22 protein-coding genes are annotated in these 20,171 nt (G+C 67.0%); 2 read left to right on the top strand and 20 right to left on the bottom strand.

Features of this window, described 5'->3' with window-relative positions; genetic code table 11:
- Nucleotides 1–284: 284 nt before the first annotated feature.
- Nucleotides 285–1,112 carry a DUF5672 family protein gene (locus AC1PQG_RS24820; protein ID WP_481120391.1) on the top strand — a complete coding sequence of 276 codons (828 nt, stop codon included), beginning with the start codon at nucleotides 285–287 and terminating at the stop codon, nucleotides 1,110–1,112.
- Between the two features lie 8 nt (nucleotides 1,113–1,120).
- Here AC1PQG_RS24820 and AC1PQG_RS24815 read toward each other — a convergent pair whose 3' ends face one another.
- The 9 genes from AC1PQG_RS24815 to rfaE1 form a co-directional block, all read right to left on the bottom strand.
- A complete protein-coding gene (locus AC1PQG_RS24815) occupies nucleotides 1,121–1,867 on the bottom strand; it encodes a polysaccharide deacetylase family protein (protein WP_481120390.1) in 747 nt (248 codons plus the stop codon).
- Nucleotides 1,868–1,948: 81 nt separating this feature from the next.
- Nucleotides 1,949–2,626, bottom strand: a complete 678-nt coding sequence (locus tag AC1PQG_RS24810; RefSeq protein ID WP_481120389.1) for a glycosyltransferase family protein — start codon at nucleotides 2,624–2,626, stop codon at nucleotides 1,949–1,951.
- A 5-nt stretch (nucleotides 2,627–2,631) separates the two neighbouring features.
- On the bottom strand, nucleotides 2,632–3,348 hold the full coding sequence (locus AC1PQG_RS24805) for a glycosyltransferase family 25 protein (protein ID WP_481120388.1): 717 nt from the start codon (nucleotides 3,346–3,348) through the stop codon (nucleotides 2,632–2,634).
- Nucleotides 3,345–4,586 carry an O-antigen ligase family protein gene (locus AC1PQG_RS24800; protein WP_481120387.1) on the bottom strand — a complete coding sequence of 414 codons (1,242 nt, stop codon included), beginning with the start codon at nucleotides 4,584–4,586 and terminating at the stop codon, nucleotides 3,345–3,347. Before AC1PQG_RS24800 ends, AC1PQG_RS24805 begins: the two co-directional genes overlap by 4 nt.
- Nucleotides 4,583–5,614 carry a polysialyltransferase family glycosyltransferase gene (locus tag AC1PQG_RS24795; RefSeq protein ID WP_481120386.1) on the bottom strand — a complete coding sequence of 344 codons (1,032 nt, stop codon included), beginning with the start codon at nucleotides 5,612–5,614 and terminating at the stop codon, nucleotides 4,583–4,585. Before AC1PQG_RS24795 ends, AC1PQG_RS24800 begins: the two co-directional genes overlap by 4 nt.
- A gap of 4 nt (nucleotides 5,615–5,618) precedes the next feature.
- A complete protein-coding gene (gene msbA / locus AC1PQG_RS24790) occupies nucleotides 5,619–7,364 on the bottom strand; it encodes a lipid A export permease/ATP-binding protein MsbA (RefSeq protein ID WP_481120385.1) in 1,746 nt (581 codons plus the stop codon).
- A gap of 155 nt (nucleotides 7,365–7,519) precedes the next feature.
- Nucleotides 7,520–8,542, bottom strand: coding sequence for a glycosyltransferase family 9 protein (locus AC1PQG_RS24785; protein ID WP_481120384.1), 1,023 nt, complete (start codon nucleotides 8,540–8,542; stop codon nucleotides 7,520–7,522).
- Between the two features lie 261 nt (nucleotides 8,543–8,803).
- Nucleotides 8,804–9,466 (bottom strand): tyrosine-protein phosphatase, encoded by a 663-nt coding sequence (locus AC1PQG_RS24780; protein WP_481120383.1) that lies wholly within the window; start codon nucleotides 9,464–9,466, stop codon nucleotides 8,804–8,806.
- 9 nt (nucleotides 9,467–9,475) lie between these two features.
- On the bottom strand, nucleotides 9,476–10,807 hold the full coding sequence (rfaE1, locus tag AC1PQG_RS24775; protein WP_481120382.1) for a D-glycero-beta-D-manno-heptose-7-phosphate kinase: 1,332 nt from the start codon (nucleotides 10,805–10,807) through the stop codon (nucleotides 9,476–9,478).
- A 188-nt stretch (nucleotides 10,808–10,995) separates the two neighbouring features.
- Between rfaE1 and AC1PQG_RS24770 the strand changes: the two genes are divergently transcribed.
- Nucleotides 10,996–11,625, top strand: a complete 630-nt coding sequence (locus AC1PQG_RS24770; protein WP_481120381.1) for a Clp protease ClpP — start codon at nucleotides 10,996–10,998, stop codon at nucleotides 11,623–11,625.
- A 69-nt stretch (nucleotides 11,626–11,694) separates the two neighbouring features.
- Here AC1PQG_RS24770 and AC1PQG_RS24765 read toward each other — a convergent pair whose 3' ends face one another.
- The 11 genes from AC1PQG_RS24765 to AC1PQG_RS24715 all read right to left on the bottom strand — a co-directional run bounded on the left by AC1PQG_RS24765 (nucleotide 11,695) and on the right by AC1PQG_RS24715 (nucleotide 20,078).
- Complete coding sequence (locus AC1PQG_RS24765; protein WP_481120380.1) at nucleotides 11,695–12,252, bottom strand: PqiC family protein; 558 nt, start codon at nucleotides 12,250–12,252, stop codon at nucleotides 11,695–11,697.
- A complete protein-coding gene (locus tag AC1PQG_RS24760) occupies nucleotides 12,249–13,886 on the bottom strand; it encodes a PqiB family protein (protein ID WP_481120379.1) in 1,638 nt (545 codons plus the stop codon). The genes AC1PQG_RS24765 and AC1PQG_RS24760 overlap by 4 nt, the downstream gene beginning before the upstream one ends.
- Nucleotides 13,879–14,523 (bottom strand): paraquat-inducible protein A, encoded by a 645-nt coding sequence (locus AC1PQG_RS24755; protein WP_481120378.1) that lies wholly within the window; start codon nucleotides 14,521–14,523, stop codon nucleotides 13,879–13,881. Before AC1PQG_RS24755 ends, AC1PQG_RS24760 begins: the two co-directional genes overlap by 8 nt.
- Complete coding sequence (locus AC1PQG_RS24750; protein ID WP_481120377.1) at nucleotides 14,520–15,149, bottom strand: paraquat-inducible protein A; 630 nt, start codon at nucleotides 15,147–15,149, stop codon at nucleotides 14,520–14,522. The genes AC1PQG_RS24755 and AC1PQG_RS24750 overlap by 4 nt, the downstream gene beginning before the upstream one ends.
- Before the next feature lie 83 nt (nucleotides 15,150–15,232).
- Nucleotides 15,233–15,709 carry a hypothetical protein gene (locus tag AC1PQG_RS24745; protein ID WP_481120376.1) on the bottom strand — a complete coding sequence of 159 codons (477 nt, stop codon included), beginning with the start codon at nucleotides 15,707–15,709 and terminating at the stop codon, nucleotides 15,233–15,235.
- 70 nt (nucleotides 15,710–15,779) lie between these two features.
- On the bottom strand, nucleotides 15,780–16,643 hold the full coding sequence (locus AC1PQG_RS24740; protein ID WP_481120375.1) for an alpha/beta fold hydrolase: 864 nt from the start codon (nucleotides 16,641–16,643) through the stop codon (nucleotides 15,780–15,782).
- Between the two features lie 53 nt (nucleotides 16,644–16,696).
- Complete coding sequence (locus AC1PQG_RS24735; RefSeq protein ID WP_481120374.1) at nucleotides 16,697–17,218, bottom strand: N-acetyltransferase family protein; 522 nt, start codon at nucleotides 17,216–17,218, stop codon at nucleotides 16,697–16,699.
- Between the two features lie 55 nt (nucleotides 17,219–17,273).
- Nucleotides 17,274–17,825, bottom strand: a complete 552-nt coding sequence (cobC, locus tag AC1PQG_RS24730) for an alpha-ribazole phosphatase family protein (RefSeq protein ID WP_481120373.1) — start codon at nucleotides 17,823–17,825, stop codon at nucleotides 17,274–17,276.
- Entirely contained in the window at nucleotides 17,810–18,580 is a 771-nt protein-coding gene (locus AC1PQG_RS24725) for an adenosylcobinamide-GDP ribazoletransferase (RefSeq protein WP_481123060.1), read from the bottom strand. The genes cobC and AC1PQG_RS24725 overlap by 16 nt, the downstream gene beginning before the upstream one ends.
- Nucleotides 18,581–18,614: 34 nt before the next feature.
- Nucleotides 18,615–19,652 (bottom strand): nicotinate-nucleotide--dimethylbenzimidazole phosphoribosyltransferase, encoded by a 1,038-nt coding sequence (cobT, locus tag AC1PQG_RS24720; protein ID WP_481120372.1) that lies wholly within the window; start codon nucleotides 19,650–19,652, stop codon nucleotides 18,615–18,617.
- A 117-nt stretch (nucleotides 19,653–19,769) separates the two neighbouring features.
- Nucleotides 19,770–20,078 carry a protease inhibitor I42 family protein gene (locus AC1PQG_RS24715; RefSeq protein ID WP_481120371.1) on the bottom strand — a complete coding sequence of 103 codons (309 nt, stop codon included), beginning with the start codon at nucleotides 20,076–20,078 and terminating at the stop codon, nucleotides 19,770–19,772.
- Nucleotides 20,079–20,171: the final 93 nt, after the last annotated feature.

Raw genomic sequence — 20,171 nt, 5'->3', positions numbered from 1 at the left:
ACCTTATTCCTTTCCCGCCACCAACGGAGCAAGGCTGTGGTTAAGACCCCGTGCGGAACAAATCAGATGCGACAAGTGCGTGACGATGCGATGGACAGGATGGGAAACGGCTGCGAAAAGGCACCCAACAGCCTGATATCGGGCCAAGTTGACGTCGCGCATTCTGCCGCAAAACACCCCACGCCGGTAAGCGGCGCCTGCGTTCCATGGAGGGCATTGTGCGCCGCAGTATAAAATACCCGGCTGATACATCGACATGGCCGCATCGCACCGGCTACCGAACCATGCTGGATCTCTCCTCGATCAGCCTGCTGTGCCTCGACACCCGCAATCCGGAACTGGCCGTCAAGGTGATGCAGCGCTGCATGACGGGCGCCCGTTTCCATGAGGCCGTGCTGCTGACGCATGCGGATTTCCGCTGCGACGATCCGCGCATCACCGTCCACGCCGTCCGGCCGCTGCGCAGCGTCGCAGATTACTCGGCTTTCATGCTCAAGGAGTTGTCGCCGCACTTCACCGGCAGCCATGTACTGGTGATGCAATGGGACGGCTTCATCCTCAACACCGGTGCGTGGGATCCCGCCTTCCTCGACTACGACTATATCGGCGCACCGTGGCCCGGCACCTGGCCGCATATCAAACATCAGGTGGGCAACGGCGGTTTCTCCCTGCGCTCGCGCAAGCTCGTCGATGCGCTGCACGACCCCGAGATCGTCCGGCTGCACCCGGAAGACGACTCCATCGGCAATCTCTACCATGACCTGCTGGTCAGCCGCTACGGCATCGCCTTCGCCCCGCTGGAGCTGGCCTCGCGCTTTGCGTTCGAGAAGATCCCGCCGAGCGGACCGACCTTCGGTTTCCACGGCCTCGGCCACATCGGACAGGCCTTGACGGACCAAGAGGCCCTCGCCTTCCTGCAGCTGGTCGGGGACGAGATCCTGCTGTCCAGCATGGGTCGGCAGGCGGCCAAGGGATTGATCCGCGCCGGCCATTACCGGTCGGCCAAGAAAATTCTCGCCGCGCGGGCCCGCTTGGGCAGCCCCAAGCAAAAGCTGGACGCCCTCAAGCTGTATTGCCGGATCGGCCTGCGGCGGGCATTCGGCGGCCGCTAGCCGCAGCCCTAGACGGGACGCCGTATCGCCTGCCCGCGCGTGCGGTTCTTCGCAAACATCATCCAGAACAAGCCCAGGGCGGTCCGCCCTTGGGACACGGCCTTGCGGGGCAGGCTCAACAGATCGTCAGCCTCGGTGGCCGGGCCGCGCTGGCAGGTCGTACCGGTCACGTAACCGGCTTCGGCGGCGGCTTCTACGGCACGCAGGTCATGGCTGCCGTAGGGATAGCAGAAATGCTTCACCGGCACGCCAAGCACATCCTCCAGCATGCGCTTGCTGGCCGTCACTTCCTCGATGACGCGCGGCGTGTCCACCTGGGCGAGGCGCGGGTGGCTGACCGTATGGGAGCCGACCGTGAAGCCCATGGCCTGGATCTCGCGCAGTTGGGCGGCACTCATCAGCGGTGCCGGAACCAGGCCTTCCGGCGTAACCCATTCAGACGTCTTGCCGAGCAGGCCGGCCACGGCATAAACCGTCGCCGGATAGCCGTGAGCCTGCAGCACCGGCGCGGCCTGTTCGAGGAAATCCACATAGGCGTCATCGAAGGTCAGCACCACCGGCCTGGGCGGCAGGGATTGCTCACCGCGCAGACCCGCTGCCGCATCGTCCAGACTGACCACCGAGTAGCCGCAGTGACGCAGCATGGCCATCTGCGCCTTGAAACGCGGGAGATGGCAGATCTGCGCGCGATGACTGGGCATGCGCTGCGGGAAATGCCCCACCCGGTGATACATCAGGATCTGAATACGGCTCATCGGCTTGTCCGGTGTCGCAGATGGGAGCGCATGATGCCAGAGGATCGCACCACCGGCGCGAAGCCTTGCTGCCGTACCGCGCTAGAACCAGCGTGCCACCAGCCAGGCCAGGCCACCGAGCAGCGCAGCGCCGATCACGACGTTACGGACTTTCTTGAGGGCACGCTGCAGCTTGACATGGCGCCGGCTGGCCTGGAAATGCTCGACCACCGGCGTTTCCGTGCCACGGTCGAAGATCTTCACATAGCTCTCCGGCAGCGGCCCGATGCGCAACTCCGGGTGGCGCTCGATGGCGGCGGTGAAGCTGTCCTGGTCCACACCGAGCAGCATGCCGTCCTGGGCGGCGATCCAGTCATCCACGAAGGCCCGCGTCGGCGGTGCATTGCGCAGGTAGAGCGTGCCGGTCAGATAGCGATGGGAAAAGCCGCCGTCGCCGGGCGCCACGAAGACACCCAGATCGGCATCGAAATCGAAGAACAGGCGCAGCGGGGAGCGCACTACCGAGTCGGCGTCCAGATAAACAACGTCCCGCCCGGCGAAGCGCTGAAGGCAGTCGCGCAGGAACTCCGGCTTGATGCGCGTATTGGCCTCCCAGTAGCCGCGGCTCGGGCAACGCTTGAGGAAATACGGGGTGCCGGTCCGCTCCAGGGATGCGCGCAGCTGGGCTGCTTCCGCCGCATAGGTATCGGTGTAGAAGGCACACACCAGGAAGGGCACGTCCGGCCGATCCTGCAGGATTTCATCGGTGGGGGTCGTCATCGTCGTCAGTGGGTTGCCTGGCGGAGCCGGCGGGCCAGCAGGAAGACGGCGAGCTTGCGGCGCTTCGCCTCGATCACCCGCCCCAGATGGCGGGCCAGGTTCCTGCGGTGAGAACAGTCGGAGCGCACCCCGATCATGCTGGTGAGAGCTTGATCTTCCTCCACCACACAAGGGGAGACCACCGGGATGCACAGACCATGTTTCCAGTACAAATCGAGTTCGTCGTCGATAGGCCGCTTCGGCACAACCAAGCGGGCGAGCAGACGGCGCGCGCCTTCCCGGCTGACGAGGTAGCCCTGGGTCCCACTCGGGTTCTTGTTGGGCAGAATCAACTGCCGGCCTTCCTTCAGGCTGGCCACCGGAATGCCGCGCACCGGGCCGAGGGAAGACAGGCGGACCAGATCGTAAGGCAGATCGAGACCGGCGATTTCTTCAAGCACCCGTGGTAGCTCGGGGCTCAGCACCACGTCGTCTTCCAGCAATACAGCATGGGGGAGTTCCCGTTTGACGACGATCTCCCAGCAGCGCTGGTGGGACAGGTAGCAGCCCAACTCGCCGGGCGTCAGGCGCGGCTCGCTGCCTGCCGGCAGGCAGCGCCGATCGATGCGGGCGCCCTCCACCGCCGGCAGGAATTCGGCTTCCAGCCCCAGCTCGGCCAGGCGCCGCTGCATCAGCGCACGGCGCTCGACCGCACGCTCCAGGTTGAGGACGAAGATCTTCATCGCCGCGCCGACGACTGCATATCCCGGCTGCGTGCGCCGAGCAGCAGCACCGCGAAGAGCACGAACAGCAGCGAGGTGTTGGAGCGCCACAGGTAGTCCTCGAACAGGCTGCTGGTGCAGATGAAGACCACCAGCGCAGTACGCAGCGGCGCCACGTCGTCGCACCGGCCACGCCACAGCAGCGGTGGGAAGTACACAGCGAAGAGGACGGCACCACCGAGCAGGCCGGTAGTAGTGAGCACGAAGAGGTACTGATTGTGAGGATTGTCGGTGGTCAGCCAGCCTGCAGAATAGCGTTCGTGGAGCTTGGCGTATTCCCGCGTGTAGTCGCCACTGCCGACACCAACCAAAGGATGCTCGGCGAACAGGCGCGCCGAGTTCATCAGGAAGGTCAGGCGCAGGGCGGCCGAGGTATTCACCGAGTCCTCGTAGTGAGTGATCTCATCCACGGCCATGTCCACCCGGCTACGGAAATAGTCGTTGCCGACATAGGCGCCGGCCAGCAGTGCTGACACCAGCGCGGCTGACAGCAGGCCGGCGAGCAGCGGCCGCCGCGCGAAGCGCTGGAAGATCAGCACTGCCAGCAACACCAGGAACACCAATTGCCCCGCGCGGCCACCGGAAAACAGCAGGTTGCCGGCGCTCAGCACCGTCAGCAGCGCATACCCCAGGCGCCGCACCAGCGGACCCGACAGACTGCCCCGTGCGGCGAGGTAAGCAGCCCAGGCCAGAATAGGCGCGTACAGGATGTGGTCGACGAAGGGCGCCGTGTCCGCAGGGTCCTTGGCGACCCGCAGACCGGCCGGCCAGGCCGGGAAGACGTGCATCTGCAGCCAGTTGTAGTAGGCCAGGCCCTCGGCCAGCAGGCAACCGGCCAGAAAAGCGGCGATGCAGCGCGCCAGCAGCTCCCGGCGGGCGATGGTCAGGTACAGCGGGGACAGCAGGAAGAAGGTGTAGCGCCCGACCATGCGCCGCCCCTCGGCCATATCCTCGGTCCACAGCAGGGCCAGCGGAAACAGCCAGAAGAAGGCCTGGAAGATCCAGAACAGGCTGTCGCAGCGCAGCAGCGCCCATTTCTCGCGGAAACGCCCTTCGAGCACGGACAGCAGCAGCATCACCGCGCTCAGCGTATAGACCGGCGCCACATGGCCGGGCAGGAAGAAGAAGCTGGCGGCAAACAGCGCCTCGTTGATGCGCGGGATGCGGGAACGCAGTGCGGCCAGCGGCGCTGCCGTCATCGCAGCTCGACCCCGCAGACCGCGAAGGCGGCCTGCATGTCGCGCCGTTCGGCGTCAGACTTGAACCGGACCCGGTCCCAACCGAAGGCGATCACGCGGGTTTCGGCGGGGCAGGTCTGGCGCGCAAACAGCAATGCTGTAGAACGCACACCGAGCACAGCATCGTAGACATTGCAGGCCAGATGCATTTCGAGGGGCTCATCAAGGGTCACCACAGCATAGTCCGGGTCGTTGAGCTCCAGCGATGGATCCTTCGGATGGCCTTTGTAGAAGATCTGCCGGATACCTTCTGCGGCCAGCCAGGCATGGATCTCGGCGCTCACCGCGTCCCGGTCGGCGGGCTTCATCAAGCCAGCCCCGACCAGGGGCTGACCGATCACCAGCGCGCGACGCGGCCCTTCTCCTGCCGACGTCCCATCGATGGACGGCGTGACGAGCGGCGGCAGCACGACGGTCTTGTCTGCCGGATATTCGTGGGGCAAGCCAGGAAGCACGTAGATACGGTCGCAGAATCCGGCATCGGAACCGATACGATCCCCCGCAAAGCACCAGTAATCCAGCTCGGGAGCCACCAGACGGCGCAGCTTGCGGACGTGCTGGAACAGGCGCCGGAGCCCGGCGAGCGGGTAGCGGCGGATGCTGATGATGCCGTCCGGCAGGATGCGCGCCTTCATCTCCGTGCAGCCACACAGCCTGGGCAGCGCGCGCAGGAAGTAATTGATCGCCTCGGTGTCGAACACCGCACTGTGGATGTGCAAGCTTTCGCAGCGGCCAACCAGCCCGGCCACCAGGCGGATGTTGGCGCGCAACCTGCGCAGGCGGCCAAAGGGGCCGGGTAGGGGTTCGCGACGCGGCCACGGCATGTAGCTCGCCGCATCCCAGTCGTCGATCCGCACCACGGGCGTCATGCCCGGCTTGTACCAGACCAGCACCTGACGCGCGCCGGCCTCATGGATCTCGGCGATGCGCCGCGCCGCCAGGTATTGCAGAGGCGATGCAACGAAGTAGAGGGCAACCCGGCTCGTCATCGTATCAGGCAGCGTCCGCCGTCACCTGCTCGCCGCTGGCCAGCAGGCGGGCATAGGCCTCACCGCGGGCTACCAGTTCGTCATGGGTGCCGGCTTCGACGATGCACCCGCACTCCATCACGACGATGCGGTCGGCGTCGCGGATGGTGGACAGGCGGTGGGCAATGACGATCACGGTGCGGTTGCGGCGCAGTTCGACCAGCGCGTCCTTCACCGCCCGTTCCGATTCGTTGTCCAGGGCCGACGTGGCTTCGTCAAGCAGCAGGATCGGCGCATCGCGCAGGAAGGCGCGGGCGATCGCGATACGCTGGCGCTGGCCGCCGGACAGTTGGCTGCCGTTGGCGCCGACACGGGTGGCGAGGCCATCCGGCAGCTTGTCGATGAACTCCATCGCATGGGCGGCGCGAGCCGCGGCGAGGATGGCGGCCTCTGGCACATCGGGGCGGCCGTAAGCGATGTTGGCGGCAATGCTGTCGTCGAACAGCACGACCTGCTGGCCGACCCAGCCGAGCTGGGCGCGCAGGTGGGCCAGCGGCAGGCGGTCGAGCGGCGCACCGTCGAGCAGGACACGGCCGGCAGTAGGCTCGTAGAAACGGGCGATCAGATTGATCAACGTGGTCTTGCCGCTGCCGGAAGCGCCGACCAGGGCCACCGTCTGGCCCGGATGCACATCCAGGCTGAAGTGCCGCAGGGCGGACTCAGTCTGGCCCGGATAGGCGAAGCTCACGTCGTCGAAGCGCAGTTCACCGACGGCCCGCGGCAGCGTACCGCTAGCGCTGTCCACTTCCGGCGGCGTGTCGAGCAGCTCGAAAATGCTCTGGGCGCCGGCCAGGCCGCGCTGGATCGTCGCGTTGATGTTGGTCAGGCGGCGGATCGGCTCGAAGAGCATCGACATCGCAGTGACAAAGGCCACGAATTCGCCCGGGCTCAGCTTGTCCTGGGCCGACAGGGAGGATGCGGTCCAGATCACCGTGGCCACCGCCGCTGCCGCCAGCACCTGTACCAGCGGCACATTGGCGGACGACACCCGCACGGTGCGCATGGTCTGCTTGCGCAGCTTTTCGGACACCTCGGCGAAGCGCCGGTCCTCGTGCTCGTGGGTGCCGAACAGCTTGATCTCGCGCACGCCGCCGAGGGTCTCCTCAACCATCCCGGTCATGCGCCCGGTGGTTTCCTGCATCTCCTGGTTGGAACCGCGCAGCTTGCGGCTGGCGATGCGGATCAGCCAGGCCACGATCGGCGCAATGGCGACGATCACCAACGTCAGCTCCCAGGCAGTGTAGATCAGGTAACCGGTCAGGCCGATGATGATCAGGGTATCGCGGACGACGATGATCCACGCGTTGGACAGCGCAGCGCCGACCTGCGGGATGTCGTAGAGGATGCGCGACAGCATGCGCCCGCCGGTCTCGGCCTGATGCACCGGGATCGGCAGGTGCATCTGATGGCGGAAGACCTGCTGGCGCAGGTCGGTGATGGCCTGGTTGGCGATCCACTGGCTGGACACGCTGGCCACATATTCGGCCACGCCCTTGGCGAGGAAGGCGAGCATCAGGAACAAGGGCACTTGCCACTGGGCAACCTGGTTCTTCTTGATCAGGCTCTCGTCCACCAGCGGCTTGAGCAGGCTCGGCAGCACGGGCTCCAGGGACGCAGCGGCGATCATCGCCAGGATGGACAGGGCAACCACCCGCGAATAGGGCCGGATCGAACCGAGCAGGCGGCGATAGAGCTGGAAGGAATCGTTCATTCGTCTAGTGGCCCGGAGTCCAGCGCAGGTCCGTTACCCTGAGCGGGCGTAAACTGCACATGGGCCGAAGCTTGCGCATTGAATCGCGCAGGGTCAAACACGTTTTTGTCATCAATTGTGCGGACGGCGCTCGCCGGCCACGCATGTCATCACAATCAGCGGCGCAGGGATATGCCGGACGTCACTGCAGCCACGGCATCCTTCACTTCGAGCTGGTTCAAGGGTACATGGTCGAGGCAGCGGATCGCCGGATCGTGCAGCAGCAGGGGCCGCTTGCCGAGCAGACAGATGGCCGGCTTGCCGGTGGCTGCCGCCATGTTGAGCACACCGGTATCGTTACCGATGCAGCCATCCGCCGCACACAAGATGCCGGCCGTCTGCATGATGGTGCCGCGGGTGAACGGCTGGATCCCCGCGCGCTGCGCCTCGGGAACGCCCGCCACGATGCGGCGGGCGTTTTCCTCCTCGCTCGGCCCGCCCAGCAGGACCACCCCGTAGCCCCGCGCGATGAGTTCCGCCGCCAGTGCGCCGTAACGCTCGTCCCCCCAGTGCTTGTGCTTCTCCGAAGTGCCGATGGCAAAGCAGACGGTCGGCCGTGGCAGGGCAGCGATGAAATCCTGCCCGAAAGCCAGTTCCGCCGCCGGCACCTTCATGCGCGGTACGACGGCAGACGGCACGATGCCGTGGGCGATCACCAGCGCGGTGGCCTCTTCATAGATGCCGACGCCGGGCCCCTGATACTTGGGAATGAAGGGCGGATGGTTGAGGAACAGACGCTGACGGAGATTGGTCCCGAAACCGATGCGCGTCGGAATCTTGGCCAGCCAGGCGAGAATCGCATGATGATAGCGTCGGGAGAACAGGAAGATCCGTTCGAACTGGTAAACCTCGAGTTCCCGCGCAAAGCGGCGCAGGCCGGCAAACCCCCGGTGACTCCCCTTGCGCCCCTCGGTGCGACGCGGCCTGCGATCATAAAGGATTACATCGTCGATACAGTCCTCGGCGGCGAGGATGTCCTTCGCCCGGGTGGACGGCGCCGCGATCACCGACACCTTACCGTTGCGGCTTGCCGCCGCAATGGCGCGGATATAGGGCAGATGCCAGACCAGGTCACCAATGCCAACGTGGCGGATCAGCACCGCGGTCTTCGGATCCGCCCCACGCACCTGTAATTCCATGTCTTTAGGAGATTTCCGCTGCAGCACCGGCTGCGCTGGCATCCATGGCCAGCCATAGCGATGCAGGTTGATGTTATGCCGTCACAGCCAATTACCCGGCCAAACGGCGACGCCGGCAGCAGTTTTACTCACCGGCCCTTTCGGAAGCCTGACCAGCATCCCATGGGACGGTGCAAAGCACCGTAGGGCAATCGTCTGGATTGGCCAGCAAGCTGTAATCAAATGTTCGGTATCTCCGCCCTCGCAGACGCGGCGGCGAGTCTATTCCCGGTGCAATACCTTGTCCACGATGAGGCTGGACCAGCCCTCCTCGTGGAAACTGGCCTCCAGCGCATCGCGGTCGTATTCGGTATCCACCCATTCCAGGAAGCCGATCGGGCTGCGCGCATTGCGTGCCACATAGCTGGCCAGGAAGAAATCCAGGATACCGGTCTTGGCTCCCTTGAAATGGCCGTAGCGCCAGTGGAGCTCGGCCAGCGCGTCCTCGACCCGATGCCCCAGGTGCAGGATGCGGTACAGCGCCGAGCCGAGCCCGGCCCGGTCGGCACCCGACTTGCAGTGCATCAGCGCCGGAAATTCCATGCTCTTGAACAACTCGTCAATCGCATGTATCTCTTCCACTTCCGGCGCAGTGCGGGAATACAGCTTGACGTCGTGGAGCGCCAGGCCGAGCTGGTCGCAGGCCTCCTTCTCCAGCGCATAGGAACCGTAGCCGTGGGGGCCCCGCAGGTTCACGACACTGCGGATACCGTATTTCTGTTGGTACTTGGCGAGCTGGGCCGGGCTGGGCTGGCTGCAGCGATACATACCGCCGCCGAGGTGGTAGAAGTTGTTGTAGACGGCACGGATCATCCCGTGGTCCACCAGATGCATGTCGAACCAGGCGCGCACGCGCCCCGAGCGCGTGGAAATGTCCATCACCATGGCGGGGCCTCAGTCCGGCAGGGCCAGAGAGCGCACATCGGCCGCGGCGGCGCGGGTTTCGTCGGTCAGCGTAGCGAGGGCCGTCGGGCGACCGAAAAGCATGTCGGGGCGCAGCGCAACCAGCAGATCGTTGCGGGTTGCGTCATCGGCACGCACGACCCAGTCCACCGGACGCAGGGCGGCCAGAACCGCCGCTGCACCGGCCGCGGCGGTGGCCGGCTCGATGACCAGCAGACGGTCCACGCCCTTGCCGGCGATTTCCAGCTGGGCCAGCATGTCCGCCCCTGGTACCCCGACAGGCCCCAGCACCACGGCGATCCGCTCGCCGGCAGCCTGGGCACGCTGACAGGTGCCCAGCACATTGTCGGCCGCCAGCAGGCCACGGGCCAACGGTGCATGGGCGTTCATCGCCTCGTACAGCTCGTCGATGCTAGCGGTGGCCGTGCCCAGTTTGCCGACCACCACACCAGCGGCCAGATTGGCCAGCACCGTCGCATCGCGCAGGGCGAGGCCGGCGGCGATGCCACAGCCCAGCACCGCCGACACCGTATCGCCAGCACCGGTCACATCGAACACTTCCTGCGCCCGCGTGGGCTGGTGATGGGCCGGCTGCCCCTTCTGCAGCAGCGTCACCCCCTGCTCGCCACGGGTCACCAGCAGCGCTTCGAGGCCCAGTTCGTCGCGCAGGGCTTCGCCGCGGGCGATCAGGGTGGCCTCGTCCGGACAGGGGCCGACCACCGCCTCGAATTCCGCCAGGTTGGGCTTGACGATGGTGGCGCCGCGGTAACGCGAGAAGTCGGTGCCCTTCGGGTCCACCACCACCGGAACGCCCCGCGCCCGGGCCGCGGCGATCAGTGCCGCCACGTCGGACAGGGTGCCCTTGGCGTAGTCGGACAGCACCAGCACATCGGCCTGCTCGAGCTGTGCGGCCAAGGCGACACCGACCAGTGCGGCCTGACGGTCGTCGAAGCGCTCCTCGAAATCCAGACGGATCAGTTGCTGATGACGGGAGATCACACGCAGCTTGGTGATCGTCGGTGCGTCGCTCAGGCGTTCGAAAGCACAGTGCACACCGCGCTCGACCAGCCCGGACTCCAGCAGCCGACCGGCCTCGTCGTCGCCGATCAGGCCGACGACACGTGCCTGCGCCCCCAGTGACGCCGCGTTGAGGGCCACGTTGCCGGCCCCGCCGGCCCGCGCCTCGTCATTGCGCACCTGCACCACCGGCACCGGCGCTTCCGGCGAAATACGGGCGGTTGCACCATGCCAATAGCGGTCGAGCATCACGTCGCCGCAGACGAGCACGCGACAGGCAGAAAAATCCGGCAGGGAGAAATGCATACACGGGCAGGTGTCCGCAGGCGGACACCGGAAAGACGTAAAGGCGGAATTATCGCATCAAGGACCGGATGCCGGTCGGCCGCCGGCCATTTTGGCCGCAGGACTACACCACGACATCCCGGCGGTTGTCGGCGACGAGCCGCAATCGCATACTCCACCCATATGCTTCCCACACGGAGGACGAGGCCATGCTGCACGCCACACCGAGCCGCAACCACGCCGCACCACCACCGGAAGAAGAACTCGAGCCCTTCGGTGGACTGGTGCGTTACGAGCGACACGTACCGATCCACCAGGTGTCCTATTACCTGTGCGGCGAGATCCAGGAACCCCAGTTCTATACCGAGCTGTTCTACACCCTGCGCACCGCCGCCGAGACCGACCTGATCTACCTGCATATCAACTCGCCGGGCGGAGACTTCAACACCGGCCTGCAGATCATCAACAACATGCTGGCCTCGGAAGCCCACGTGATCACCGTGCTGGAGGCGCGGGCCTACTCGATGGCGGCCTTCATCTTCCTGTCCGGCGACGAGCTGATCGTCCACGACAACTGCCAGCTGATGTTCCACACCTACTCGAGCAGTTTCGCCGGCAAGGGCAGCGAGCAGATGGCCGAGGTACATGCCCTCGGCAACTGGTTCGAGAAGGTCACCACGCGGCTGTGCACGCCTTTCCTGAGCGCCGCCGACATCGGCCACATCCTGCAGGGCAGCGATCTGTGGATGGATTCCGACGAGATCCGCCGCCGCCTCGGACGCATCAAGCGCCCGCCGGCCGGGCCGCGCAAGAGCCCACGCAAGAAGGTCGAGACCTGATCGGCGGTACGCCTCGTCCAGTCACACGAAGCGCAAAAGTGATCGGCGAACGCCGGCGGTTGCGAGCCGTCAGGGCAGCGCCGTGGCGATGTCCCTGGCCAGCGCATCGATCAGCCGGCCGTGAGCCGCGGCGAGCGCCGCGTAGGTCGGCGCCGCCACCTGCTCGCTGCCGACGAAGCGCCGGCTGGCCAGGTCCTTGCCACCCTTGCGCAGCGTCCACACCGCCTCCAGCGTGACCCGCTCGAAGCCTTCGGCATCGAAACGCTGCACGTCGATCGGCAGGCTCAGGTCCGGCTCGACCAGCGTCGCCTGCGGCCACGCGACGACCCGCCCGTAGCCACGCAGCCGGGCAATATCGGAGGCGATGCGGCGGGCCATCTCGGTTTTCAGCGGGGCAGCCCAGCGGTGCCCGTCGGCCACCTCGACGCGCACGCCGTCCACCAGGCGCACCATGTGCAGGCGGTCGATGGCCGCCGGCACGCCAACCGGGCCGACCACCAGGCTCGGCCCCGCCACGGCAGGGGCGCTGTCCGCCACGGCCTGCGGGCCGAGGCTGAAGAACTGGATCGGCGGCGTGGTGCCGCAGGCCGCCAGCAGAAGGGCCAGGCTGGCCAGCACGGGTTTCATGGCTTGTCCTCGGGTTTGCCGCGCAACAGCGCTTCGGGGTGACGGTCGAGGCTGTCGGCCAGATGGCGCAGGGCCTGGGCAGCGCGCGACAGCTCCTGCAGGCTGGCGCGCAGGTCCTGCTGCAGCGGCGCGTCGCTGCTCAACAACCTGCGGGTGTCGGCGATGGCGCCACGGGCCTCGATGATGGTGTCGCGCACGTCGCCATTGGCCAGGCCGTCGAGGCGCTTGACCAGCGCTTCGACCTCGTCGAGGGTGCGGCCGAGGCTGGCGATCGCCTTCTGGGTGTCCTTGCCGATGGCGTCCAACGGCAGCTTGTCGATACGCTCCACCACACGCAGCAAGGTGGTCTGCAACTCTTCAAGACTGCCCCGCTGGGTCGGTAACTGGGGGGGATTCTGCGTCCAGTCGGCACGACCAGACCCGGCGGCGGAGAAGAAATCCAGCGCCACGTAGAGCTGGCCGGTCACCAGGTTGCCGTTGCGCAGCTGGGCGCGCATGCCGCTGGCGATCAGGCGGTCGATGAAGGCGCGGAAATCCTTGTCCCGGAAGTCCTTGCCGGCGTATGGCGTTTTGCCTTGCTCGTTGCGCGCCTGCAGGCGGTTGGGGAAGATCGCCACTTCGACGAGCAGTTCGAGATCGGCGCCGCGGGCGTGGAAAGCCGGATGGATCGCCGTCACCTCGCCGACCTGGATGCCGCGGAAATCCACCGCCGCGCCGACCGACAGGCCACGCACCGATTCGTGGAAACGCAGCAGATAGGTGTGGGCGTTGACGTTGGGCTGCTTGAGCGCCTCGTCCCGGTTGCGGAACAGGCGGAACACGTGGCCCTTCGGCGCCGGCTCGTCGGCGTCGCCCTCCGGCGTCTGGAAGGCCAGCCCGCCGGTGAGGATCGACGTAGCCGATTCGGTATTGACCTGTACGCCTTCGGCACTGAGCTTCACATCCACACCGCTGGCGTTCCAGAAGCGGGAGTTGGTGGTGACGAAACGGTCGTAGGGCGCCTGCACGAAGACCTGAATGTCCAGGTGCTTGCCCTGCTCGTCGAGCTTGTAGCCTGTAACCTGGCCAGCCTGGATGCGCCGGTAGAACACCGGCGTGCCGACGCCGATCGAGCCCAGGTTGTCCGCCTCCAGGCTGAAACTGCGGCCGGGCACGTCGAAACTGACCACCGGTGCCTCCCGCAATGCGACGAACTCGCGCCGCGGCTCGACCGACTTGCCCACGTCCATGCCCACGTGGGCACCCGCCAGCAGCGTGTCGAGGCCCGAGATGGAGCCGCCGGAGACCCGCGCGCTGACCACCCAGAAGCGCGTGTCGTCCACCAGCAGGCGGGACGCCTGGCGGGCCAGCTGGGCGGTGGCGATCACGTGGCTGCCGTCCTCGGCGAGGGCCACCGCGGTGATCTGGCCGACATCCACGTCACGGTACTTGATGCGCGTCTTGCCCGGCTCCAGGCCGGCACCGGTATCGAACTGGATGGTGATCACCGGCCCCTGCTCGTAGTAGCCGCGCACCGCCAGGAACAGGCCGATCAGCGCCGCCACCAGCGGGATGATCCACACCAGCGGAACGCGGAAACGGCGCGGACGCTCCACGACGGCGGTCGGCAGGGAGGGCGGCAGCGGGTCAGTCATGGTCGGCAGTTTCGGAATCGGTGAGGGGGTCCCAGATCAGGCGCGGATCGAATGTCAGCGCGGCAAACATCGTCAGCACGATCACCGCGCCGAAGGCCACCGCGGCCGGGCCGGCATCGACGGTGGCCAAACCCCGGAACTGTACCAGCGCCACCAGCAGCGTGATGACGTAGATGTCCAGCATCGACCAGCGCCCGACGAATTCGACCACCCGGTACAGGCGGGCACGCTGCATCACGCGGTGGCGGGAACGCATTTGCACGGACGCGGTGAGGTACACCAGCGCCAGGATCTTCAGCAGCGGCACCACCACGCTGGCGAAGAACACCACCAGCGCCAGCGGCCACTGCCCGTCCCGCCACAGGAAGATCACCCCGCTCATGATGGTGTCCACCTGGTGGTTGACCGGCGACGAGGTGACCATGATCGGCAGCAGGTTGGCCGGCAGATAGAGCAGCGCCGCGGCGACGAGCAGCGCCCAGGTCGTGTTGATGCTGGCCGGCTTGCGCTGGTGCAGCGGCGCCGCGCAGCGCGGGCAGCGCGACCGCTGGTTCGCGTCCAACGGCGCCTGCGCCAGCTGGCCGCACACATGGCAGCTCAGCAAACCGGCCTGGCGGGCGGTGAGCGCGAGCTTCATGCGCCCTCCGGATGGCTCATCCGCCACAACACGCGGCGGTCGAAAGCCCGCCCGGCCAGCGTGAGGATCAGGATCAGCGCCGCGGTGGCCCAGAAGGCCGTGCCGAGGATCACCGAGCCCGAGTGGGCCAGCTTGACCAGCGACACCAACATGCCGAGCAGGAAGACTTCCATCATGCCCCACGGCCGCACCGACAGCACCAGGCGGAAGAAGGCGACCAGGCGCGGCGAGCGGCGGCCGAGGCGCAGCGGCACCAGGACCAGCAGGATCATCAGCATTTCGAGCAGCGGGAACAGCTGCGCGGTGACGAAGACCAGCGCCGACACCGGCTGCATGCCGATGTGCCACAGGTTGCGTACCGCGGCGAACAGCGTCACCTCGGCGTAGCGCCCCTGCAGCTCAAGGCCGATCAACGGAAAGGCATTGGCCAGCACATACAGGATAGCCGCCGTCAGCGTGTAGGCCAGCGTACGGTCCAGGCTGTCCGGTGGGTTGCGCGCCAGCTCGGCGCCACAGCGCACGCAGCGGGCCGTCTCGCCAGGGGCGATGGGCACGTCGTGCTGCAGCAGGTCGCACTCATGGCAGGCGACCAGCGGCGCGGGCGGGTTCGGTGAATCGGCGGGCATGGGCGGGCCACGAACAATAACGGTCCATTGTGCGGTGCACGGCCAGCCCCTGCAAGATCGCCCCCGTCGCTGGCGGAAGCGCGTCAGCGTCCGGGCGCGGCGGCGGCAGCCCCGGTCGGTGGCTCTACCGTGGGCGTGGAACCAATCGGGGCCATCGGAGTGACGGGAGGCGGCACGACATCGCCCATCGGCCGCGGCGGCACCACCGCCAGCACGATGGGCGCGTTGTTGTCCCGCTGCCGCAGGATCACCCGATCGGCGAGCACCCGCTCGATGCGCAGATCATCGTGGTAGGCCTGACCTTCCGAAACCATTTCCGGCGGTTGGCCGTTGTCGGAAAGCATGGCAATCCCTGCCGATGTGCCATGACCGACCATCACGCTCTGCACCGTCAGCCCCATGGCGGTGGGGACCGGCGACGGTAAGTCCGCATCCAGGGGGATGCCTGATTCAGCCACATGGATCCAGCCCATGTCCTCGGCAATCCACAGGGCGGCCACTACTACAACCCCAATGCGCAGCAATATGCGCCGCACGCCGGCGCCGTCCAGTCCGCCCATCCAGTCCCCCTTTGCTCCGTGCCTCCCCACCCCTGGTCCCATGTGGATGAAGAGGTAATCCAAAAATAGTCTAACGCCGGCCCGACTCGGGGCCGGGTTGCGATGGCCCGGCGACGAAACCCAGCACGTCTTCCACGAAACGCTCCCGTTCCCACAGATGGGGCGCGTGATCGACACCCTCGTAGATGTGCAGCAGCGCGTCCGGGATGCGCTGTTGCACGAAATGCGCAGTACCCGTGGAGTAGAAGTTGCTCGCTCCGCCGTAGACCAGCAGCGCCGGCACCGGGATGGCCTGCAGCACGTCCCGGTAGTCGGCGGCGGTCAGGCTGCGCCAGCACTCGATCAGCGGCCCGGGTTCGAGGGCCTGCAGGCGCTGGCGGGCGGTCTGGATGCCACTGCCGTTTTCGGCGTACTTGGCGCGGGCCCGCTCGTTGTGGCCATCGGCTGCAAGGCGCAGTACCGCCTCGGCGAAGTCCCGCTGCAACTCACCGATGAAGGCAGCGTTGCGGCTGGCGTCGAAATCCCCATAGATGCCGCTCTTCCAGTCGTCGTCGGTGATGAGGCGCGGCGACTGGTCGATGAAGACCAGCCGCGACAGGCGGCCGGCACCGAAATCGCGCAGGTATTGCCACAGGGTCAGCGCGCCCATCGAGTGGCCGACCGCCACCACCTGATCGAGGCGGTAGTGGTCGAGCAGGTTCTGCAGATCGCGGGCCATGCGCGCGACGGTCGGCACGGTGTCGGTCCGCAGTCCATGCCCGCCATGGCCGCGGGCGTCCCAGCGATACACGCGGAAGCGGGCCTCGAAGGCTTGGAGGAAGGGATTCCAGTCCCGGTGGGTGGACGTCCAGCCATGCAGCAGCACCAGCGGCGGACCGTCGCCGGAGATCTTCAGGTGCAGCTTTTCGCCGTCGTCGGCAAGGAAGTGGTCCATGGGCCTGACTGAAATGGGGATGGCTGAGTTTAGCGGACAAATATGATGGATGATCAACCGTCCACCGGCTGCAGCGGGGTTTCCAGACGACGCCGGTAGAAGCCCACGTCAAGCCAGCGCCCGAACTTGAAACCAACCTCCTTCAGCGTGCCCTCATGCACGAAGCCAAGCTGCTCGTGCAGCGCGATGCTACCGGCGTTGGCCATGTCGATGACACCCACCAGCAGGTGATAGTCCTGCGCCGTGGCCGCCTCCACCAGACGCTTCAGCAAGGCCCGCCCGAGCCCCTGGCCGCGGTGGTCGTGGTGCACATAGACGGAATGCTCGACGGTGTACTTGTAGGCCGGAAAGGCACGGAACGGGCCGTAGCTGGCAAAGCCCTGCAGCGTGCCGGCCTCGTCCACCGCACCGATCACCGGATAGTTGCCGGCCGCCTTGGCGGCGAACCATGCGGTCATGCTGTCGCGGGTGCGCGGCTGGTAGTCGTAAAGGGCGGTGGAAGTGGCGATGGCCTCGTTGAAGATGGCCAGGATCGCATCGCCGTGCTCGGCGAGGGTGCAGGCAATGAAGTTCATCAGTGGAACACGGGCTATGGACACAACCCCGATTGTGCCCCAGCCAGCCGTCCGCTCAGCGGTTGAACCAGCGCAGCAGCGTGCCCCAGTCGTGGAGGTCCAGGCGAGTCACTTCGCCGCAGGCGAAATCGAGGCCAAGCCAGTGTTCCGCCGGCAGCTTGAGCAGATGGCCGGCCAGCGCGCGCAGTGGGCCACCGTGGGCAACTACAACCGCGGCGGCCGGCGGCGCGGCCTGCAGCTCGGCGAGGAAATCGTGAACGCGGGCCGCCATCTGGCGCGGCGACTCGCCGCCCGGTGGCGCGAAGTCCAGCGGCACGTCGGCCCACGCATCGAGGGCGGCACGGCCGATGTCGTCATAGCTGCGCCCTTCCCATTCGCCGAAGTGGATTTCCTTGAGGCGCGGTTCCAGCCGCGGCGTACCGAGCGCTTCGGCCAGCAGGCGGGCGCGGGTCAGCGGACTGGCGTACAGCGCAAAGTCGGCCGGCAACAGCGGGCGCAGGCGCGCCGCCACGTCGGCGGCAGACTCGGCCAGCCCCAGGTCGGTCTGGCCGTAACAGATCCCCGGCGCCACGGCGGGCCGGGGATGGCGGATCAGGTAAAGCTCCACGCGGCGAGCATCCCCAGGTAGATGGCGATTTCGGCCAGTTGCTGGGTAGCCCCCAGGCAGTCGCCGGTATAACCGCCGAGCCGGCGGGCAAACTTGCGCGCCGCGGCGATCGCCACCACAGCGGTGACGAGCAGCGCCGCCAAGGCCTCCAGCGGCGTTAGCAGCAACAAGGGCACGACCCCGGCCAGCGTCGCGATGCCCAGCTCGGTGGCGCTCGGGCGGCGCGCCACCGGTGCCGACTTGGCGCTGTCGTCGCTGCGTGCGTAGTCGAGCACCGCCATCACGCTCACCGCGGCGAGGCGCGACAGCGGATGGGCCACCAGCAGCGCGGCGACCACCGGGTAGTCGTCATCGGCGCCCAGGTCGGCGAGGGCCAGGTATTTGGCGAGCAGCAGCAGCACCAGCCCGATGGCACCGTAGCTGCCGATCCGCGAGTCCTTCATGATCGCCAGCGCCTGCTCCTTGGTCCACCCGCCGCCGAGGCCGTCGCAGGTGTCGGCCCAGCCGTCCTCGTGGAAAGCGCCGGTGGCGCGGATGGTCGCCGCCATCGCCAGCACCACCGCCAGGTCCACCGGCAGCAGCTGTGCCGCCAACCAGTAGGTCGCCGCGCCGATCAGGCCGACCAGCCAGCCAACCAGCGGCAGGTAGCGCGCCGCCCGCCCCAGCTTGTCCGGCGCGAAGTCCACCCAGCCCGGCACCGGCAGGCGGCTGAAGAACGCGATGGCGATGAAGATCAGCTCGAGCTGGGCGCGGATCATGGCAGTGCGGCGGACTGGCGGCTTGCGTGTCTCACGCGTCCTTGCCGCTGACGCCGGCGGATTCGAAGCTGGCCATTTCGTTGAGGAAATTGACCGCCGCCTGCACCAGCGGGAAGGCCAGCGCGGCGCCAGTGCCCTCGCCAAGGCGCAAGTCGAGCTGGACCAGCGGGGCGGCACCCAGGTGGGCCAGCTGCACGGCGTGGCCGGGCTCTTCGGAACGGTGCGCGAACACGCAGTAATCGATGATTTCCGGGGCGATCTCATAGGCCACCAGCAGCGCGCTGGTGACGATGAAGCCGTCGATCAGCAGCAGCATGCCGGCTTCGGCGGCGCCGAGCATCGCACCCGCCATCATCGCGATCTCCAGGCCGCCGTACTCGGTCAGCGCTTCCAGCGGATCGCCGCGGCGTCCGCCACGGGCCACGGCCTTGGCCAGCAGCGCACGCTTGCGGGTCATGCCCGCGTCGTCGAGGCCAGTACCACGGCCGATCACCACGTCCAGCTCGGCGCCGGTCAGGCAGTGGGTCAGCAGCGACGCGGCGGCGGTGTTGCCGATGCCCATCTCGCCGAAACCGACCACGTTGCAGCCGTCGGCGGCCAGGCCGCGGACCAGCTCGCGGCCACGGGCCAGCGCAGCGTCACGCTGGGCGACGGTCAGCGCCGGTTCTTCCAGGTAGTTGGCGGTGCCCGGTGCCACCTTGGCGTCGATCAGGCCGGGGCGGCTGCCAAAGTCGTGGGCCACGCCGGCATCCACCACTGTCAGGCCCATGCCCATCTGGCGCGCAAAGACGTTGATCGCTGCGCCGCCGGCAAGGAAGTTCTCGACCATCTGCCAGGTCACGTCCTGCGGGTAGGCGGACACGCCCGCCTTGGCCGCGCCGTGGTCGCCGGCAAACACCAGCATGTGCGGCCGGCGCAGTTCGGGGCTGAGGGTCTGCTGGATCAGGCCGATCTGGCGGGCCAGCGGCTCGAGGCGGCCAAGGGCGCCGAGGGGCTTGGTCTTGGTGTCGATGCGCTGCTGCAGCGCGGGGGCGAGGGACTGGTCGGGACGGACGATGGCGTAGGTCATGGGACGCATCTGCGGACGGTGTCGAGGCCGCGGATGCTAGGACGCCGAAATCATTTGTTCAAGCGCCAGCGCCCCTGGACGGCCGCCCCGCGATATCCGCCGGACGGCCGCAAAGCCTTAATTGGCGCGGCTTTTCCCGCCCAGCGAACGAACCTGCAGGACGACCCGGCGGCTGTTGCGCACCTCGCGCTCCCACGCGCGCTTTAGCACGAAACGCAGTTCGTAGTCGCCAGCCACTTCGCCGATCACCGAAAAGACCTGGCTGCCGTCGCGCCGCTGCGCGACCGTCGCCTGGCTTTCCTCGAGGCATACGCGGACCGCGCCGTTGGCGCCATCCACGTACCAGGTGGCGCCGCTGCCCGGGTAGGACGGCAGCGCAATACGGCAGATCTGCCCGACGTTGCTGGCAAGGCGTTGGGTGCTCATGGTGTGGATCCCTTTTGTTTTTTTAAGGGATCGATGGTGCCGTGCAGCAAGCAGCGGCCGCTATGTGGCGGGACATCGCCGAACTGTGACCTA

This window comes from Zoogloea sp. GDB6 (assembly GCF_056724105.1).
This window is presented reverse-complemented; position numbering and strand designations above follow the sequence as displayed.

Bases quoted from the DNA above. Each gene is read 5' to 3' on its own strand.
- AC1PQG_RS24820 (WP_481120391.1), top strand. From the start codon at position 285: ATGCTGGATCTCTCCTCGATCAGCCTGCTGTGCCTCGACACCCGCAAT.
- AC1PQG_RS24815 (WP_481120390.1), bottom strand. From the start codon at position 1,867: ATGAGCCGTATTCAGATCCTGATGTATCACCGGGTGGGGCATTTCCCG.
- AC1PQG_RS24810 (WP_481120389.1), bottom strand. From the start codon at position 2,626: ATGACGACCCCCACCGATGAAATCCTGCAGGATCGGCCGGACGTGCCC.
- AC1PQG_RS24805 (WP_481120388.1), bottom strand. From the start codon at position 3,348: ATGAAGATCTTCGTCCTCAACCTGGAGCGTGCGGTCGAGCGCCGTGCG.
- AC1PQG_RS24800 (WP_481120387.1), bottom strand. From the start codon at position 4,586: ATGACGGCAGCGCCGCTGGCCGCACTGCGTTCCCGCATCCCGCGCATC.
- AC1PQG_RS24795 (WP_481120386.1), bottom strand. From the start codon at position 5,614: ATGACGAGCCGGGTTGCCCTCTACTTCGTTGCATCGCCTCTGCAATAC.
- msbA (WP_481120385.1), bottom strand. From the start codon at position 7,364: ATGAACGATTCCTTCCAGCTCTATCGCCGCCTGCTCGGTTCGATCCGG.
- AC1PQG_RS24785 (WP_481120384.1), bottom strand. From the start codon at position 8,542: ATGGAATTACAGGTGCGTGGGGCGGATCCGAAGACCGCGGTGCTGATC.
- AC1PQG_RS24780 (WP_481120383.1), bottom strand. From the start codon at position 9,466: ATGGTGATGGACATTTCCACGCGCTCGGGGCGCGTGCGCGCCTGGTTC.
- rfaE1 (WP_481120382.1), bottom strand. From the start codon at position 10,807: ATGCATTTCTCCCTGCCGGATTTTTCTGCCTGTCGCGTGCTCGTCTGC.
- AC1PQG_RS24770 (WP_481120381.1), top strand. From the start codon at position 10,996: ATGCTGCACGCCACACCGAGCCGCAACCACGCCGCACCACCACCGGAA.
- AC1PQG_RS24765 (WP_481120380.1), bottom strand. From the start codon at position 12,252: ATGAAACCCGTGCTGGCCAGCCTGGCCCTTCTGCTGGCGGCCTGCGGC.
- AC1PQG_RS24760 (WP_481120379.1), bottom strand. From the start codon at position 13,886: ATGACTGACCCGCTGCCGCCCTCCCTGCCGACCGCCGTCGTGGAGCGT.
- AC1PQG_RS24755 (WP_481120378.1), bottom strand. From the start codon at position 14,523: ATGAAGCTCGCGCTCACCGCCCGCCAGGCCGGTTTGCTGAGCTGCCAT.
- AC1PQG_RS24750 (WP_481120377.1), bottom strand. From the start codon at position 15,149: ATGCCCGCCGATTCACCGAACCCGCCCGCGCCGCTGGTCGCCTGCCAT.
- AC1PQG_RS24745 (WP_481120376.1), bottom strand. From the start codon at position 15,709: ATGGGCGGACTGGACGGCGCCGGCGTGCGGCGCATATTGCTGCGCATT.
- AC1PQG_RS24740 (WP_481120375.1), bottom strand. From the start codon at position 16,643: ATGGACCACTTCCTTGCCGACGACGGCGAAAAGCTGCACCTGAAGATC.
- AC1PQG_RS24735 (WP_481120374.1), bottom strand. From the start codon at position 17,218: ATGAACTTCATTGCCTGCACCCTCGCCGAGCACGGCGATGCGATCCTG.
- cobT (WP_481120372.1), bottom strand. From the start codon at position 19,652: ATGACCTACGCCATCGTCCGTCCCGACCAGTCCCTCGCCCCCGCGCTG.
- AC1PQG_RS24715 (WP_481120371.1), bottom strand. From the start codon at position 20,078: ATGAGCACCCAACGCCTTGCCAGCAACGTCGGGCAGATCTGCCGTATT.